Here is a 16,560-nt window from a genome sequence, read left to right on the forward strand (position 1 = left end):
CCTGAACCCCTCAGAACAAAAGGTAAAGAATGATGAAAATTATGGTTGTATGTGGTCACGGTCTGGGTACCAGTCTGATGATGGAAATGAGCATCAAAGGCATTGTGAAAGAACTTGAAGTAAACGCAACGGTTGACCACATTGATTTAGGCTCTGCAAAAGGCACAGATTGCGACATCTTTATTGGTACTAATGACATCACCGAACAACTGAAGTCTCTTGATGTTGAACAGAAGATTGTCAGCCTAGATAACATGGTCGACAAAGTTGCGATGAAAGGGCGTCTATCACTGGCACTTAACGAGTTGGGCGCACTGTAAGGGGGCGTAATGGAATTCTTCAGTTTCTTAATGAATGATGTCCTGTCAGAGCCTGCGGTTCTGGTTGGCCTCATTGCATTGATTGGCCTGATTGCACAAAAGAAACCTGTTACTGAGTGTATAAAAGGCACAGTTAAAACCATTTTAGGCTTCATTATTCTGGGTGCAGGTGCGGGCCTAGTGGTTACCTCTCTTGGTGACTTTGCCACCATCTTCCAGAAAGCATTTGGGATCACAGGTGTGGTGCCAAACAATGAAGCCATTGTCTCGATTGCGCAGGAAGCTTTTGGTAAAGAAATGGCGATGATCATGTTCTTCGCCATGCTAGTGAACATTCTGATTGCGCGCCTAACGCCTTGGAAGTTTATCTTTCTTACCGGTCATCATACCTTGTTTATGTCGATGATGGTCGCGGCAATTCTTTCCTCTAGCGGTATGAGCGGCGTACCACTTATTGCTCTAGGTTCGCTTGTCGTGGGCTCAGTGATGGTGTTCTTCCCAGCTATCGCTCATCGTTACATGAAGCAGGTGACGGGGTCAGATGATGTTGCTATCGGTCACTTCTCAACCATGTCTTATGTCCTAGCGGGATACATAGGCAGCAAATTTGGTAACAAAGAGCACTCAACCGAAGAAATGAATGTGCCTAAGAGCCTTTTGTTCCTGCGTGATACGCCTGTAGCGATTTCATTTACCATGGGCATCATCTTTATGGTGACCTGTATCTTCGCTGGCGGTGATTTTGTTCGAGAAGTCAGTGGTGGCAAACATTGGTTTATGTTTGCTCTGATGCAGTCGATTACGTTTGCTGGTGGCGTGTACGTGATTCTTCAAGGTGTACGCATGGTGATTGCGGAAATCGTCCCTGCTTTTAAGGGCATTTCAGACAAGCTCGTACCAAATGCGAAGCCTGCTCTGGATTGCCCTGTCGTATTCCCTTATGCACCTAACGCGGTTCTGGTTGGTTTCCTGTCGAGCTTTGCGGCGGGTTTAGTAGGAATGTTCTTGCTGTACGTAATGGGGCTGACGGTCATTATTCCTGGCGTGGTCCCGCACTTCTTCGTAGGTGCTGCTGCGGGTGTATTTGGTAATGCGACAGGTGGTCGTCGCGGCGCAATTCTTGGTGCTTTTGCACAAGGCTTGCTGATTACCTTCCTACCTGTCTTCTTGATGCCAGTGCTTGGCGATTTAGGCTTTGCTAATACCACGTTCAGTGATGCTGACTTCGGGGTAGTAGGTATTCTGCTTGGTCTGATTGTTCGCTAACAAAGCGTCTCTTTCTAGTGTTGAAGCCCGCAATGATCGCGGGCTTCATTTTGTTTGTGCATCGATCAGCTTTGTTCTCCGTTCACGTAGGAATATTGATTCCGCCCGCCACTTTTACTTTGATAAATTTGCTCATCGACGCGATTGATGAAGGTTTCCACATCTTCACTATTTCTTATCACCGCGCCGAGGCTTAACGTGATGGCAATCTGCTTATCTTCAAACAGTAACGGTGTTGAGCGGATAGCATGGGTGATGCTCGATAGTAAGGTTTCTACCTGATCGGCGTCTGTGTGCTCTACCATCATAAAGAATTCATCTCCGCCCAAGCGATAAAAGCGGTCTGCGTCACTGAGCAAAGGGTTGATGAGTGACACGACATGCTGGAGTGCTTTGTCTCCAGCGGAGTGTCCGAAGGTATCATTGATGCCTTTGAATCGGTCAACATCAAAGCCAATCAGCGTGAAAACTTCATTATTAATGACTCTGCGTTTAAGTGTTTCATTAAACGCTCGTCGATTCTCTACGCCAGTTAAACTGTCGTGGTATGCCATGTAGGCGAGCTTCTGGGTTTTTTTCGCGACTATGGCGTTAAGCCTGCGCCTGTCTCTTGTTTGCTTCAAGGCAAGAAAGCTGACTAAGAAAGCGGTGAGATGCCCGAGTATAAATGTCGCGGCCAGCGTAACCATTTGGTTGTAATCGAGTTGGTCTGCAATGGTGACACGAATATCCCAGCTGCGATTGGCCACACTAACGGAATCAACATAAACTTGGCCTTCCGATTCCGACCAGTATTCACTCTCATATACGATAGGTGCGTCGCTGGCGTCAAAGCCTTGATCGACGATTTGATATTCAAATCGTTTGACCGGAAGTCGCGATGCTAAGGTTTTGAAATAACCGTTTAAATCAATCGCGCCAATGACGATACCAGTTAAGTTGGTCGAATCGGATCGGCTGTATACCGGGAAATAGACCAAGGCGCTGTTCTTTTCATCTGCGGGGTCGATATCATTTTGTAGCAAGTGAATTCGGTCAGAAATAAACGCTTTTTGAGTGGTTGTGATGATGTCCAATGCGTGGGCAAAACGTGCATCTTGGGGCTGATAACCGATGAGTTTGGCATTGCTTTCATTATTGGGGAATACTTCGGTGACGACGAACTCTTCTGGCTTAGGTACCGCATTAGGATCGGAACCTTTCTGCGTTCGGGGCATCCACTGCAGCGCCGTGACGTTACCAATATCATCCTTAAGCGAGCTTTGCACGAACAGTGAAAAGTTGTGCCACTGCTCGGAATCCGTGGCGTAGAAGAAGTGAACACTGGCCCCTATGATGCGAATATCTTTGCTAATCAAGTTGATGAGCGCCGCATTCTGATCTCGGGCAAAACCGACGCCCAAGTCATAGATGTTGTCCTTTTGAACACGATAGAGGGAGTAGGTGACAAAATTGACGATCAGCAACACCAAAATCAGCGTGGCAACAGAGTAGCCATACAGGTCAAAAGCTGTGCGCCATTTTCCTTTTTCCATCGTGTTTTACTCTCCGTGTTAAAGCGCCTCATTAAGTGATCACGCTTCCAATAACTATAGATTAGGCCACTGGGCTTGTGTTCTATTAAAGCAACTAGGTTCTGTGCAACCTATGCTATCCCAAAACTCTGATAGTGACTATTTTTCACTAATTCCAATGACTTGTTAGGCTGTGCACAAAGACAGGCCCTATACTGTGAAACGTTAGGGATGAATAACAAGGAACCCAAGCCAATGAAACGCGCTTACACTCTGACACTACTCGCGAGTATAACCATGACAGCCAATACTTACGCGGCGGATTCCGCGGATATGGTGTTAACCAATGCCAGTATCTATGGCTATCAAACCGCTGATTCGATTGCCATTTCGAAAGGTAAAATTCTTTACGTAGGTACAGCCGAAGACATGCAGAGCTTCACTCGCTCATCGACGGAAACCATAGATTTAGACGGTGGCTTTATTGCGCCCGGCTTTATCGACAATCACAACCATGTCTTTGAAGCAGCATCAGAAGCTGGTGGTCAGTGTGAGCTGAGCATGGATGCAGGGCTAGAGGAGCAGATCCCTTATCTGAAAGCGTGTCGTAAAGACGCGCGCCGGGGTGAGTGGGTGATGGGTTACGGTTTCTCGATAGAAGCATTGCTGGCAGAAGACAACAGACGCACACCGTTGGAGGTCATTGATTCAGTCTTTCCTGATCAGCCCGTTATTATTATGGAGCAAACTTCTCACTCAATGTGGGTTAATTCCGCAGCGCTGGAAAAAGCAGGAATCCACAAGAACTCGCCAGAGCCGCAAGGCGGAAAGATTCTCAAAGACGAATACACAGGCGAGCTCAATGGTATCTTGATGGATAATGCCGGCGATATCGTGATGGAGATAGCGTGGAATAGCCTTGAAGAGCAATTCGATCAAAGCTACGAAGGCCTGATGGTTGGTTTGGATGAAGCTCGCTCACACGGTATTACTACCATCGGTGATGGCCGACTTTACTGGAAGCGTGGTTGGTATGAAGTGTGGAAGGAAGCGGAGAAACGGGGTGACCTGACGGCGCGTGTTTCCTTAAGACCTTGGATTTACCCGACGGATTCAATGCAGCCGCAGCTATCGTTTTTGTCTGAGGTGTTAGCAACGGACAAATCTCAGTTACTGCTGGTGGATCAGGTCAAAATGTACAGCGACGGTATTTTAGTTAATGGGACAGCAAAGACGCTTGCGCCTTATCTGGATACCTACATCCCTGATGAACCTTATGGCATCAACTACATTCCACCTGAGGCGATGGAAGAGTGGCTCAAAGCACTGGATAAGATTGGCTATGGCGCCCACATTCATGCGATAGGTGATGGCGCGATTCGTGAGTCACTCAATGCGATTGAAGCAATGCGTCAGCAAGGCGGTGGAAAGGACTACACGCTGACACACGTTGAGTTGGTGAACTCTAAAGACGTAGAACGTTTTGCTAAATTGAATGTGACCGCGGATTTTCAAGTCGGTTCAGATTACGTTGCTTATCATGAGCATCAATGGGCAGAAGCGTTTCTTGGAGCCAAGCGAACGCGTGCTTTGATGAACCTGAAAGCCATCTTCGACACAGGGGCTAACGTCTCCTTAAGCAGTGACTGGAATGTGCACGACATCAACCCGCTGGTGGGCATTGCCAATAGCCTCATCATGGGAAAAACAGGCCTGCCAAGTGTCGAAGATGCGATAGACGCCTATACCATTAATGCGGCAACGAGTTTAGGTCTTGATGATATTACAGGGTCAATAGAAGTGGGCAAGGCGGCGGATTTTGCCATCTTGTCGCGTGACATTACCCAATTGTCTGCCGAGAAAATCAAAAAGACAGATATCTGGATGACGATTTTTAACGGTCAAATCGTCTACGACATCGACGAATAAGTCACAACGCCGCACGTTAAAACGTGCGGCGTTGTATTTTGAGGGATTAGCGTGTTGAAATCACCGATATTTTTAGCCGAAGTTGCTGTCAAACAAGCATTCATTCTCATGTTAGCGGTACCGATGTTATTTGAGCTAACGTTTGATGCGATGCAGGAGATGGATAAAAGCAACCAGTCGTCCATTTTAGCGGTGGTCGGTCTGTTGATGGCGGCGGCGATTGTGGGGGTATTTGAGGCTACGTATCAGAAAACCAACATCCAGCAGCAATCCCATCGTTTGCTGGCACACCTTACTAAGGCGTTGCTTTTTATCGGTATTTCAGAGCTGATGATGTTAGCCGTTGCAACGATTGGCACGACAGAAAACGTCTATGATGACCCACTGCTTTGGGCGTTGGTGCCAATTTATCTTGCGTTATACCTGTACGACTGGTGGGACGCATTAGTCTCCGATTAAACCTGAAACTCGTGGCATTGTTTCAGTGATTCAATGATCTGATGGCCTGTTTTAGAGAGTGCTAATCCCGGTCTCCAGCTCAGTTCTACTCGGCGAGGGATCTCACTTTGTTCAAACTCAGATGTCAATCTAACCAACGTACCATCCTGAATTTGCTGAGTGATGTTAGCGAGCGGAAGAAAAGCAAACCCTTGTCCAGCTTCGAGTAGCTTGATTAACATGGTTAGGTCATAGATTACCGCGTAATCTGGACTGAATCCTTCACCGTCGTCTTCACCTAACTCTCCCCAGATTAGTTCCTTGTGTTCGCTTAATGCATCCACCGATATAGGCTGAGAGGAAGCGAGAGCGAGAGAATGGTGGCAAACCAGACCTTCAAGATAATGGCCCAATTTTATGTATTCCACATCGGCCTGATGCAGCTGATTCGATTCATGCTGGACAACAATATCGGTTTCGCCACTAAGTAAAGCATTTCGTAAACCTGCTTGTTCATCGCGATAGATTTCTACATGGAGGTTAGGTATCAAGAATAGTTGTTGAATGGCATTTAGCAATGGAGCCTCAGGCACGTAGTGCTCTATACCGATGCGAATTGTCGTCGGTTCTCCGGCGCTCAAAGCGGAAGCTTTTTCAGCCAGCTTTTCTAGCTGTGCCAGTGTATGAGTTAGGGATGGAAGCAGTTGTTCACCTTGCTGGCTAAGCGTGCTTTTGTTTCCCGTGCGGTCAAAGAAATTAACGCCAAGGTCAATCTCCAGATCGGAGATCCATTGGCTGACTTGTGACTGCTTTTTGCCGAGCTTTCGCGCTGCTGCGGAAATAGAGCCTGTTTCGATGGCTAGAAGGAGCGCTTTTAGGTGCGTGGTGTTCATCCGTGAATTCCAAGAGAGAAGAGCAACAGGGCTTATTGTAAAAGATACCAAATTTGTTGTGAATGGTTGATTGGGGCTTTGATTATCACCGTGAATATCCCTCTTAATGTCTAGTGTGCGCGATGAGATATTGCTCCCATACAGATGTTTCCCAGCGGCATGCAACATCGACTTTTCTGCTCATACCGCTCAATCTACAAAGCACCAGAATAGCATTCTGATCACTGTTCTATCGCGCTTGTCTAAACTTAGTTAAGGGATCAGCTTCATCAGAAATGAAGGAGCGACGTATCGTAAGGAGAAACGATGAAAACACCATTTGCGTTAGCCGCGTTACTGCTTAGCACGCCAGTGCTATCTGCCGACTGCAGTGACTTTTTTCAAAGCGTTTCCTTTGGCAACATCGCCCGCTTAAATGCTTCAGAGTACCCGCAGCAGTGCGTTAATACGTTGTCTAGCAACGGAAAAACGGCCGTCTATATTGCGACAGAAAATGATGATCCAGCCATGATTGCTTGGCTGGTCAAGCGAGGGGCTGACCTCAAACAACGTTCTCGCTATGACGACATTAACTACACGCCGTTTTTAATGGCAGGCGCTAAAGGCAAAAACAAAGCACTGGTTGAACTGCTAAAGTACGACATCGACTTTGCTTCGACTAACCATTACGGTGGCACAGCTTTGATTCCTGCTGCTGAGAAAGGTTACCTTGAAACCGTTAAAATTTTGCTCGAGGATGGCCGGACAAACATCAATCATGTTAATGACCTCGGCTGGACAGCATTAATGGAAGTGGCAGTACTGGGTAAAGATACGGAAAACTATCAGATGATCGTCAAAGAGCTTTTAAAACATGGTGCCGATGCCAATATCAGAGACAACCAAGGGGAAAGTGTTCTGCAACATGCTGAGAGTCGTGGATTAACTCAGATCGCTGAAATTCTTAAAAAGTCGGGTTAAGTATCCAATGGAAAGCTGGCTGTGAAGCCAGCTTTCTTGTGTCGATTAGTAAATTGAAAATCGAGTCACTACAGCGCCGTGATCGGACGGATGCATCTCACTATGGCCATCATCCAACAGGCAGTAGCTCTCTTCTGCACTCAGATTATCTCCTTTGTACAAGATAAAATCGATTCTCCCTGCGCCTGAATTGCCTTTGAAGAAGGGCGTCCAGGTAATGCATTTATTGTGTAGGATATCTGGGTTTACTTCGCGATAGCTATCAACGTAGTTGTGGTTATCTGCCACTCTCATGGTAGGTAAGTCGATATTACCGCGACCAAAGATATTGGTTTCCGCCGTTGTATCTACATAGGACAAGGTATTAAAGTCACCCCCAACAATGACGGGGATGTCTTGTTCAGAGTCTTTTTCGATTTGGGTCAGAATCTCTTCGAGTGGCTGCGCTCTCGCTAAATCGTCTGTGTCTACTAGCTCTTGATTTGAGTATGAAGGATCTGGGAGTAAATTGACGATGTCGTTGCTTGATGTCAGCCAGATAGAGTAAGTATCCACTTGTTTGCCATTGCCCATATCAACGCGAACGCCACAAATGTGGTTGTTACAGCTGCCTAAGGTTTCCTTAATCGGGTAGCGACTGAAAATCGCGAGGTTATCATTAGCACCGGAGGTTCTGTATTCAAACCCTAGGTGGTTAGCTAATGCCTCCTGATAACCATAAGCTTCCTGCATGAAGATAACATCGGCACCAGAGTGAATGATCTGTTCATAAACGTATTCTTGGCTACGCAGAGGATCCGGCGCTGACCCTGCATGCCAGATGTTGTATGCCATGGTTGTCAGCTCGTTCGGGTTCTGATTCGCCGCTTCTGTGGTGAATTGCCAAACGTCTCCGGTTACTTTATCTGAAGAGGACTCAACATCAACACGCCAGTAGTATTGGGTCTCTGGCAGCAAACTGCGGGTCTGAAGCGCTTTGTCTGTTGTTGTCCATTCATAAAGTACGTTCGAGAAGTCGGCACGGTCGGAAACCAACACTTTGTAAGTCACGTCCTGCTGAGCCTTAAACTCGTCAGGGTGCGACCACTGCAATAGCGTGTCTGTACTGCTCACACCTGTAATTCCTGTGGACGGAACGGGGTTTTGACTGGCAGCGTACGTCTGTCGCCTAAATCGTAGTGATAGAGCGCTTTGGAATATTGCGCTCCCATAGCCTGTGAATAGACACGTATATTATCCATTGCAACGTCAGCAGAAGGAATGTCTTCCAAGTGGCTGTCATAGCCCGGGCTTGCCCCGAACGCGAGGTGCATTGAAGCCAGTGCAATCGGTGCGCCTGTCACTACTCGCTCACCATTGAGGTAAACGCTGGTTGAGTGTTGGTTGCTCGCCATAGTGAGTTGTACCCACTCTCCACGAGGAACCTTAACTCCAGAAAACAACTGGCTTGGTAATTGAGTATCTGGAATTTGCGTACCTTCGTACTTCCGCCATAGCTCTAGCGTGTCGTCTTGTGTATTCAGTAACAAGACAGGCTCTCGACTTCTTGCTTCACCGTGTGAACCGTTCATCAGAGAGAGAACCTCCTGCTCCGGCTGGGTTTCTTCGAGCTTAAACCAAAAGCTAACGGTTCTGTGCTCTGACGCTCTTAGATCGGAAAATCGAAGCGCGTTAAGGCCAGTCAATGATTTCGCTATGGAGCCGTCAAAGGAGGGGACGTCCAGTAGAGAGCCTAGTTCTTCGATAGTAACAGAGTATTTATTACCCACATTCTGTGGGCTCACTTTTGAGCCTGTCGCATCGTTATCGAAATCCATACCAACCGTAAGATTGAAATTGGTTGCCCGTAGGGGAATTTCGAGATCACGAGTTTCTTGTTCAACGATGACTTCTTCATCACAACCGATGAGTACACCGATAAGTGATAGCGTCACAAAAGCGCGTTTAAACCGTAATGAAGCGAAAGGTTTGGGAAGCAGCATAGCCTTGTATCCTCAGGAAAATGTAAATCTGAGAATAGAAATGGAGTATTAACTTTTTGCTTAACGACTATTAACTGAAAATAACGACCGTCATTAGTTTTTATTTTGAGTGCTAACACGAATATCACGGCTATTATTTTACTTGAATAATATAAGGATTATTGATTGATTATAAGGTGAATTATATTAAATATATTCCCTGAGCATTTAGGTTGGTTATTTGTGATAAATAGGAGGGTTTAATATAAATCCTGTTTATTGATTTTATTTAGTAGCAATGAAATAGCGATGTTTTTGAAACAAAAAAATAATATTAGTGGAGAAGAGCATCCTTGCTGCAATCTGAGACTCTGTTCTAAAGCGTATTGTAATTTACTGCAACATCCCTGAGTGAACTTGTAACCCTAGTTGGGAGAGAGAATAAATTTTCCCTTCCTCTTTCACGACCAAACCACTGTTAACCAGTTGCTTGAGGTGGAAGTTAAACTTGGTGTGATCCTCAATACCTACCACACGACATAAATCCATGAATTTGAGTTTGCGATGCACTTTGAGTTGTTTGATGACACTGCGACGTATCGGGTTCGATAATGCACTGAAAATCAAATCGTTATTGCGCTCTTGCTTAGGTGTCTTCGGAGAGCGCTCGGCATGAACACGTTTTAATGTCACCGATAATGTCGGCAAATTAAATGGCTTGGTCAGAAACTCATCCGCACCTTTTTTCATGGCGTCTACCGCGACATCTACTGTGGCAAAAGCAGTGGTAATCACAATGCCGATATTAGGGTGAAGACGGCGCAATGCGGTTAGTGCTTCAACCCCAGTCATGCCGGGCATCACAACGTCAAATAGCGCCAAGTCAAAATGGCTTTCTGAGGCGGTGTCTAAAGCATCTTCTGCGTTATCGAAAGCCGTGACTTCAAAAGCCTCGAGAGTCAGTGCTTCGATTAACACTTCTCTTAGTTCTTGGTCATCTTCGGCGAGTAGGAGTTTCAAGGTCATTCGATATTCCTAGGTAAGCGAATTTCCACAGTGAGGCCGGTGATCTGGTCACTCTTTTTAGAGTTCCTGAGCAGTAGCTCTCCACCATGTTGTAGTATGATTTGGTTACTAATGGCAAGCCCCATCCCAGTCCCTTCTCCTCTCGGTTTCGTAGTAAAGAAAGGGGTTTTAGCTTGTTCTAGCTTTTCCTGAGGCATGCCAGTACCCCAGTCAGAGACGGAAAGTATGGCGACGAGCTTATCTTGATACGTTTCGATATAGAGCTGCTTGTGACTTTGGCTGGCGTCAATTGCGTTACTGATTATATTGGTAATCACTTCTTCCAGTTGCCCAGCATCGCCGGTGACACTCAGTGTTTCATCGAGGCTCAACCCTACTTGAAAGCCTTCCAGTCGATATTGATTCAGCGACAACGCTGACTGAATGACGTTTGCTACACACACACTTTCTCGTTCAATTGGCTTATGGTGAGCGTAGTTCAATACTTCGTGACTGATTTCCGCTGAACGTTCCAAACCTTGACGAATACGCGTGATGTGTCGTTTATAAGTGTCACCTTCAGGCAAACTATTCTCGAGTAAATCACAGCTCATCATTGCGCTACTAAGCGGGGTCTTTATTTCATGGGCAACCGCTGAGGTGAGCTCGCCCAGCTCTTTAAGCTTGGCATCTTGCTGGGTTTGCTGAATCGCGGCTTCGATTTGCTTGTTTTTCTCATCATCAAACACCCGCAAAGCGGACCAAAGTGTGACCAAAATGGCGAGTGCGCAAGCGGTACGCAATATCAGCACCCACAGACCATAATCGACAGTCAGTACTCCAGCACTGAAACCATACAAGATAAGAGCTAGGCCCGTAAGCTTGAAAGGCAGTGAGGCGCCATGGCCTTCTTTTTCCAGTACGTTGGCGTAGCTCATCATGGCAAAACCGGATAAGGCACCGGCGCCTAAGCCGAATACCCAACGTATCTGGTTCGCAGTGTTGTTTAGATAAGCAGCAAATTCATTTTGACCGTAGCGATAAAACAGGCTGAACACGAACAGAGTAACGACCGCAAGCGTGCCCCCTTTGAGTATGCGAGTATGACGCCAGCGGGTAAGGTCGAGCATCTTCCACGCAAAAGCGCCCAAGGCGATGTAAGAAACCCATAGTTTAAACACAATAAAGATGTGTAAATCGCGGGTGAGGGGAAAATCGTACTCATACAGGACTAGGTACAATTCCGACCATTCGTGAAAACCGTGGATTAGGCCGAATAGTGCCAGTGTAGGAAGCGCGGAGGCAATAGCAATACGGCTCTTTTTAAGATTGCGAAACAGGATCGCAAAGAAGATGGCAAAAAAAGCCAACCCGTACAGCAGGTAGATCTTGAAGATGAGCAACATGTCCATTGGTTAATCTTAATTGAGCATGAATCCTTCATCAATGCTTAATCTAAGTATTTTATAAATAGCATTAAGTATATATTTTATTATATTTGGAATTTACCTAAGAATATTCTGTGAAGTTTTCTTATCAGATTATATTTGATTTCTATAATTGTTATTCACGACTAGTCGGTTGACATCGTTTTTTAATAAATCTGTCATATTGTATTTCTAATCTCCGCTTTGTTGATTGGTCAGCATCGATCGACTGTTGAAATTATTTCAATATCTTTAGTTTTACTTGAACACTAAAACTAATACGGGCTAATTAGAATTCATTTTAATTAGCCCTACCTTTTGCTTATTTATATCGGAGATATATTGTGAAATTCATCAAATCAGCTCTAGTGACTTCAGTACTGGCGGCCGCATCCTTTGGCGTAGCTGCCAACACGACGATTAACGGCGCTGGTGCGACATTCCCTCACCCTATCTACGCTAAGTGGGCTGAGCAGTACCAAAAGGAAACGGGCGTTCAGATCAACTATCAGGCGATTGGTTCAGGCGGAGGTATCCGTCAGATCACAGCAAAAACCGTCGATTTTGGCGCGACGGATGCACCTCTGACTATCGAAGAGCTGAACAAAGAAGGAATGATTCAATTTCCAATGGTAATGGGGGCTATCGTTCCTGTTGTTAACATCCCTGGCATCGATGCCGGTGAAGTTAAGCTAACAGGTAAAGTGCTGGCAGACATCTACCTAGGTAACATCAAGAACTGGAATGACCCAGCGATTGCAGCCATCAATAAAGGCGTTGAGCTACCAAGCCAGCCTATCTATGTGGTTCACCGTTCAGACGGTTCAGGCACAACCTTCAACTTTACTGAGTACCTTGACCAAGTTAGCCCTGAGTGGCACGAGCAAATTGGTGTTGGTAAAGACATCACATGGCCAAGTAAAGCGACCACTATCGGCGGCAACGGTAATGCTGGGGTTGCGAACTTCGTAAACCGTACGCGTGGTGCAATTGGTTACGTTGAGTATGCGTTTGCCAAGCAAAACAATCTTGCTTACACCCAGATGCAAGCGCACGACGGTGATTTCCTGATGCCAACGATGGAAAACTTCCAGTCAGCGGCTGCAAACGCGGATTGGGATAATGCGCCGGGTTACCACTTGTTACTCAACAACCAGCCGGGTGCACACTCATGGCCAATGACTGCTGCGACTTTCATCCTAATGCACAAAGATCAGGCTGATGCAGGCAAAGCGAAAGAAATCGTTGAGTTCTTTGAATGGAGCTACACACAAGGTAAAGCTGCGGAAGAACTCGATTACATCCCGATGCCAACCAAGGTTGTGAACATGGTGAACGACACTTGGAAACAAGGTCTGAAATCTGACGGTCAAACGATCATTCGCTAATGAACCTATGCCTCACCAGCTTGGCTGGTGGGGCTGATAAATTTGTTATGACAGCATTAACGTTAAAAAATAAAGTCGATGGCGACTCAATTTTCAGCAAACTGAGCTTTGCCAGCGCTTTATTAATATTTATTACTCTGACGGGGATTGTGCTTTCTCTAATTGAAGGCGGTTGGCCTGCATTTAAAGAATTCGGTCCGGGATTTGTTTTCAGAGATATTTGGGACCCTATCGGGGGTCAATTCGGTGCAGCGTCGGCAATTTACGGCACGCTGGTCACTTCATTCATCGCTATTGTTATCGCAACGCCTATCGCATTAGGCACTGCAATCTTTCTTGCCGAGCTGGCGCCAAAATGGGTAAGCCAACCGGTCAGCAAAGCTGTTGAACTGCTCGCGGCTGTACCAAGTATTATCTACGGTATGTGGGGCTTGTTCGTGTTTGTTCCTTGGTTCTCTGAGGGTTTCCAACTTTGGGCGGGTACGCACCTAGTGGACATTCCGCTGATTGGTCAATGGTTTAATGGGCCTCCGATTGGTATTGGTCTTTTAGCAGCGGGGATCATTCTGTCGTTTATGATCTTACCTATCATGACCTCTTTGACGCGAGACGCATTGAGATCGATTCCGGATGTCCTCCGCGAAGCCGCCTACGGAACGGGTGCAACACCGTTCGAGGTGATTACTAAAGTGCTTATCCCGAAAGTGAAGAATGCCACGGTCAGTGCTGGCATCCTTGGATTGGGCCGAGCGCTGGGTGAGACCATGGCGGTCGCGTTTGTCATTGGTGGTGCGAGCCGTATTGAGTTCTCGTTCTTCATGCCAGCGAGTTCAATCTCATCAACGATTGCTCAGCAGTTTAATGAAGCAACAGACCCGATTCATATTGCCTCATTGATTGGCCTTGGTGTCGTTCTGTTCATCATTACCTTCTTTGTTATGGGCTTTGCTCGTCGTCTTCTGAGGAACTCATAATGAATTTCAGAAAATTCAAGAACCAACTGTTTCTGGCGTTTTGTGCGTTGTCGGCAGCGTTTGGCGTCTTCGTTTTAGCCAGCATTCTTTACACACTCGTTGGAGAAGGTGTTAAAGGCCTAAACATCATGACGTTTACGGAGCTGACTCCGGGGCCAGGTAGTGAGGGTGGGCTAAAAAACGCCATTATTGGTAGCTTGATGCTCACAGGATTAGGCATCCTGATCGCTGCGCCAATTGGCATTCTGGCAGGGACATGGCTGGCAGAAGCGCAACCTGACAACAAGATTGCCGAATCACTGCGCTTTCTCAACGGTATGTTGATGAGTGCACCGTCGATTCTGGTTGGCCTGTTTGTTTACGCGATTATCGTTGTACCGTCAGGTGGTTATTCCGGCTGGGCAGGTGCGATTGCGCTTGCTGTATTGGCATTGCCCGTGATTGTCGCTTCAACAGAAGAAATGCTGAGACTGGTTCCTCCAACGCTGAAAGAAGCGGGCAGTGGTGTCGGTGCACCGAAGTGGCGAGTGATCACTCAATTGAGTTACCGCGCCGCAGCTCCGGGCATTATTACCGCGATACTGCTTTCGGTGGCACGTATCTCTGGTGAAACAGCACCACTGTTGTTTACTGCGCTGAACAGCAGCTTCATGACGACAGACATGGGCAAACCGATGGCCAACCTCCCGGTTACCATCTATCAGTTCGCGATGAGCCCATTTGCCTCGTGGCAAGAACTGGCGTGGGCAGGCGCACTGATCATCACAACATTTATCTTGGTAGTTAATGTATTGGCGACGTCGTTGCCGCAGTTACTGAAAGCGAGAAAAGCATGAACACGGCAACACTCAACACGCTTAACGGATCGTCTATGAATACAATGGTTGATAACTCGGTATCTCTTGAAACAGTGTCGAATCCGACACACCGCATGGATATCCAAAACTTAAATTTCTACTACAACAAGGGCCTAGACGCAGCGTTGAAATCGGTTTCTATGCCGATTTTCAAAAACCGTGTGACGGCGCTGATTGGCCCGTCGGGTTGTGGTAAATCGACGCTACTGCGTACCATGAACCGTATCTACAACTTATACGGCAATCAGTACGTGGAAGGGGAAATCTTGCTCGATGGTAAGAGCATCTTCAAAGACACCGATGTGAATGAACTGCGCTCTAAAGTCGGTATGGTTTTCCAGAAGCCGACGCCATTCCCAATGTCTATTTATGAGAACATGGCGTTTGGCCTGAAGATTCAGGGCTGCTTTTCTAAAGATGAAATCAAACAGCGCGTAGAGAAAGCACTTAAGCGTGCCCACCTTTGGGAAGAAGTGAAGGACAAGCTGGACGCTGATGCGCATGGTTTGTCTGGCGGTCAGCAACAGCGCTTGTGTATCGCACGTACGATTGCGCTAGAACCAGAAGTGATTCTGATGGATGAACCCACCTCCGCTCTCGACCCAATCGCCACTGCTGCGATTGAAACACTCATCACTGAGCTACGTGAGAAGTACACCATTGTTATCGTAACGCACAATATGCAGCAAGCCATGCGTATCTCTGATTACACCGGCTTTATGTATCTGGGTAAGCTGGAGGAATTTGGTAAAACTGATAAGATTTTCCACGCTCCAGACAATGACCGGACGAAACGCTACATCTCAGGTGACTTCGGTTAATCTGTTCTGAAAACGTTGGCAAGATTCAAGCCCGCTTCTATTAAAGCGGGCTTTTTAATGCGTGGAATGAATCCCAAAAACGTTAAGTGAAATGAGCGATATACAACTTGATAACGGCAAAGTATTTCGCCTCACACACATTGTGATCGAACGCTAAAATACGCTTTTCTTCGGCTAGGATTTTACGACGATTTGCTTCATCGTATGGGGAAAATTGAGGGCTTTTACATGAAGACAGAAAAAGAAAAAATGCTCGCGGGCGAACCCTACGATGCATGGGACAAGCAGCTTTATAGTGAACGTATTGAATGCCGCAAAGTGCTGCAAAAGCTCAACAACAGCATTCCTGATACGGATGAGTGGCGCGAAGCGGTAGACACCCTAATTCCAGACTCCGAAGGCGCATACTTAGAGCCGCCATTTCGCTGTGATTATGGCTCCAACATTAAGCTGGGCAAAAACTTCTACGCCAACTTTAACTGCGTGGTGTTAGACGTTGCAGAAGTCTATATCGGTGACAACGTGTTGTTTGCACCTAATGTACAAATCTACACAGCGGGTCACCCATTAGATGTAAAAGGCCGAGTGGAAGAGGGCGTAGAGTTTGGTACACCAATCACGATTGGCGACAACGTATGGCTGGGCGGTGGTGTTATCGTCTGTCCGGGAGTATCCATTGGTGAAAACAGTGTGGTGGGCGCAGGCAGTGTCGTCACAAAAGATATTCCACCTAACGTGGTAGCAGCGGGGAATCCTTGTAAAGTAATAAAGCCAATTGAGCAAAAATAAGTCAGCCTCATGCTGTTT

General features: G+C 46.7%; 16 protein-coding genes. 10 read left to right on the forward strand and 6 right to left on the reverse strand.

The window, feature by feature from the left end; translation table 11 throughout:
* Positions 1-32: 32 nt before the first annotated feature.
* On the forward strand, positions 33-320 hold the full coding sequence (locus F0265_RS03855) for a PTS sugar transporter subunit IIB (RefSeq protein ID WP_171748180.1): 288 nt from the start codon (positions 33-35) through the stop codon (positions 318-320).
* A 9-nt stretch (positions 321-329) separates the two neighbouring features.
* Positions 330-1,586, forward strand: a complete 1,257-nt coding sequence (locus F0265_RS03860) for a PTS ascorbate transporter subunit IIC (RefSeq protein ID WP_171747866.1) — start codon at positions 330-332, stop codon at positions 1,584-1,586.
* A 65-nt stretch (positions 1,587-1,651) separates the two neighbouring features.
* Here the strand turns inward: F0265_RS03860 and F0265_RS03865 are convergent, their stop codons facing one another.
* Positions 1,652-3,121 carry a sensor domain-containing diguanylate cyclase gene (locus F0265_RS03865; protein WP_171747867.1) on the reverse strand — a complete coding sequence of 490 codons (1,470 nt, stop codon included), beginning with the start codon at positions 3,119-3,121 and terminating at the stop codon, positions 1,652-1,654.
* A gap of 234 nt (positions 3,122-3,355) precedes the next feature.
* Between F0265_RS03865 and F0265_RS03870 the strand changes: the two genes are divergently transcribed.
* Complete coding sequence (locus F0265_RS03870) at positions 3,356-5,029, forward strand: amidohydrolase (protein WP_171747868.1); 1,674 nt, start codon at positions 3,356-3,358, stop codon at positions 5,027-5,029.
* 51 nt (positions 5,030-5,080) lie between these two features.
* A complete protein-coding gene (locus F0265_RS03875; protein ID WP_257001156.1) occupies positions 5,081-5,488 on the forward strand; it encodes a hypothetical protein in 408 nt (135 codons plus the stop codon).
* On the opposite strand, the gene F0265_RS03880 is transcribed toward F0265_RS03875, so the two are convergent.
* Positions 5,485-6,360: a LysR family transcriptional regulator gene (locus F0265_RS03880; protein ID WP_171747869.1), complete on the reverse strand. Its 876-nt coding sequence runs from the start codon at positions 6,358-6,360 to the stop codon at positions 5,485-5,487. The two genes, F0265_RS03875 and F0265_RS03880, sit on opposite strands and share 4 nt — an antisense overlap.
* Positions 6,361-6,666: 306 nt before the next feature.
* Here F0265_RS03880 and F0265_RS03885 point away from each other — a divergent pair, with 306 nt between their 5' ends.
* Positions 6,667-7,320 carry an ankyrin repeat domain-containing protein gene (locus F0265_RS03885; RefSeq protein WP_171747870.1) on the forward strand — a complete coding sequence of 218 codons (654 nt, stop codon included), beginning with the start codon at positions 6,667-6,669 and terminating at the stop codon, positions 7,318-7,320.
* A 45-nt stretch (positions 7,321-7,365) separates the two neighbouring features.
* Here the strand turns inward: F0265_RS03885 and F0265_RS03890 are convergent, their stop codons facing one another.
* From F0265_RS03890 to F0265_RS03905, 4 genes are all read right to left on the reverse strand, one after another.
* On the reverse strand, positions 7,366-8,433 hold the full coding sequence (locus F0265_RS03890; RefSeq protein WP_171747871.1) for an endonuclease/exonuclease/phosphatase family protein: 1,068 nt from the start codon (positions 8,431-8,433) through the stop codon (positions 7,366-7,368).
* Positions 8,430-9,302 (reverse strand): LamG domain-containing protein, encoded by an 873-nt coding sequence (locus F0265_RS03895; RefSeq protein WP_171747872.1) that lies wholly within the window; start codon positions 9,300-9,302, stop codon positions 8,430-8,432. The genes F0265_RS03890 and F0265_RS03895 overlap by 4 nt, the downstream gene beginning before the upstream one ends.
* Positions 9,303-9,674: 372 nt before the next feature.
* Entirely contained in the window at positions 9,675-10,307 is a 633-nt protein-coding gene (locus F0265_RS03900; RefSeq protein WP_171747873.1) for a response regulator, read from the reverse strand.
* The gene (locus F0265_RS03905) at positions 10,304-11,698 is read right to left on the reverse strand and encodes a HAMP domain-containing sensor histidine kinase (protein WP_171747874.1); all 1,395 of its coding nucleotides are present in this window, start codon (positions 11,696-11,698) and stop codon (positions 10,304-10,306) included. The genes F0265_RS03900 and F0265_RS03905 overlap by 4 nt, the downstream gene beginning before the upstream one ends.
* Before the next feature lie 359 nt (positions 11,699-12,057).
* On the opposite strand from F0265_RS03905, the gene pstS reads away from it, so the two are divergent.
* The 5 genes from pstS (at position 12,058) to F0265_RS03930 (ending at position 16,542) form a co-directional block, all read left to right on the forward strand.
* Positions 12,058-13,101 carry a phosphate ABC transporter substrate-binding protein PstS gene (pstS, locus tag F0265_RS03910; RefSeq protein ID WP_171747875.1) on the forward strand — a complete coding sequence of 348 codons (1,044 nt, stop codon included), beginning with the start codon at positions 12,058-12,060 and terminating at the stop codon, positions 13,099-13,101.
* 47 nt (positions 13,102-13,148) lie between these two features.
* A complete protein-coding gene (gene pstC / locus F0265_RS03915) occupies positions 13,149-14,075 on the forward strand; it encodes a phosphate ABC transporter permease subunit PstC (RefSeq protein WP_171747876.1) in 927 nt (308 codons plus the stop codon).
* On the forward strand, positions 14,075-14,911 hold the full coding sequence (gene pstA / locus F0265_RS03920) for a phosphate ABC transporter permease PstA (protein ID WP_171747877.1): 837 nt from the start codon (positions 14,075-14,077) through the stop codon (positions 14,909-14,911). Before pstC ends, pstA begins: the two co-directional genes overlap by 1 nt.
* Positions 14,908-15,753 (forward strand): phosphate ABC transporter ATP-binding protein PstB, encoded by an 846-nt coding sequence (gene pstB, locus F0265_RS03925; RefSeq protein WP_171747878.1) that lies wholly within the window; start codon positions 14,908-14,910, stop codon positions 15,751-15,753. The genes pstA and pstB overlap by 4 nt, the downstream gene beginning before the upstream one ends.
* A 228-nt stretch (positions 15,754-15,981) precedes the next feature.
* Positions 15,982-16,542, forward strand: a complete 561-nt coding sequence (locus tag F0265_RS03930) for a sugar O-acetyltransferase (RefSeq protein ID WP_171747879.1) — start codon at positions 15,982-15,984, stop codon at positions 16,540-16,542.
* Positions 16,543-16,560 lie beyond the last annotated feature (18 nt).

The organism is Vibrio sp. RE88 (genome assembly GCF_013113835.1).
Taxonomy (GTDB): domain Bacteria; phylum Pseudomonadota; class Gammaproteobacteria; order Enterobacterales; family Vibrionaceae; genus Vibrio.

Coding starts and splice junctions, on each gene's coding strand:
- F0265_RS03855 (WP_171748180.1), top strand. CDS start 33: ATGAAAATTATGGTTGTATGTGGTCACGGTCTGGGTACCAGTCTGATG.
- F0265_RS03860 (WP_171747866.1), top strand. CDS start 330: ATGGAATTCTTCAGTTTCTTAATGAATGATGTCCTGTCAGAGCCTGCG.
- F0265_RS03865 (WP_171747867.1), bottom strand. CDS start 3,121: ATGGAAAAAGGAAAATGGCGCACAGCTTTTGACCTGTATGGCTACTCT.
- F0265_RS03870 (WP_171747868.1), top strand. CDS start 3,356: ATGAAACGCGCTTACACTCTGACACTACTCGCGAGTATAACCATGACA.
- F0265_RS03880 (WP_171747869.1), bottom strand. CDS start 6,360: ATGAACACCACGCACCTAAAAGCGCTCCTTCTAGCCATCGAAACAGGC.
- F0265_RS03885 (WP_171747870.1), top strand. CDS start 6,667: ATGAAAACACCATTTGCGTTAGCCGCGTTACTGCTTAGCACGCCAGTG.
- F0265_RS03895 (WP_171747872.1), bottom strand. CDS start 9,302: ATGCTGCTTCCCAAACCTTTCGCTTCATTACGGTTTAAACGCGCTTTT.
- F0265_RS03900 (WP_171747873.1), bottom strand. CDS start 10,307: ATGACCTTGAAACTCCTACTCGCCGAAGATGACCAAGAACTAAGAGAA.
- F0265_RS03905 (WP_171747874.1), bottom strand. CDS start 11,698: ATGGACATGTTGCTCATCTTCAAGATCTACCTGCTGTACGGGTTGGCT.
- pstC (WP_171747876.1), top strand. CDS start 13,149: ATGACAGCATTAACGTTAAAAAATAAAGTCGATGGCGACTCAATTTTC.
- pstA (WP_171747877.1), top strand. CDS start 14,075: ATGAATTTCAGAAAATTCAAGAACCAACTGTTTCTGGCGTTTTGTGCG.
- pstB (WP_171747878.1), top strand. CDS start 14,908: ATGAACACGGCAACACTCAACACGCTTAACGGATCGTCTATGAATACA.
- F0265_RS03930 (WP_171747879.1), top strand. CDS start 15,982: ATGAAGACAGAAAAAGAAAAAATGCTCGCGGGCGAACCCTACGATGCA.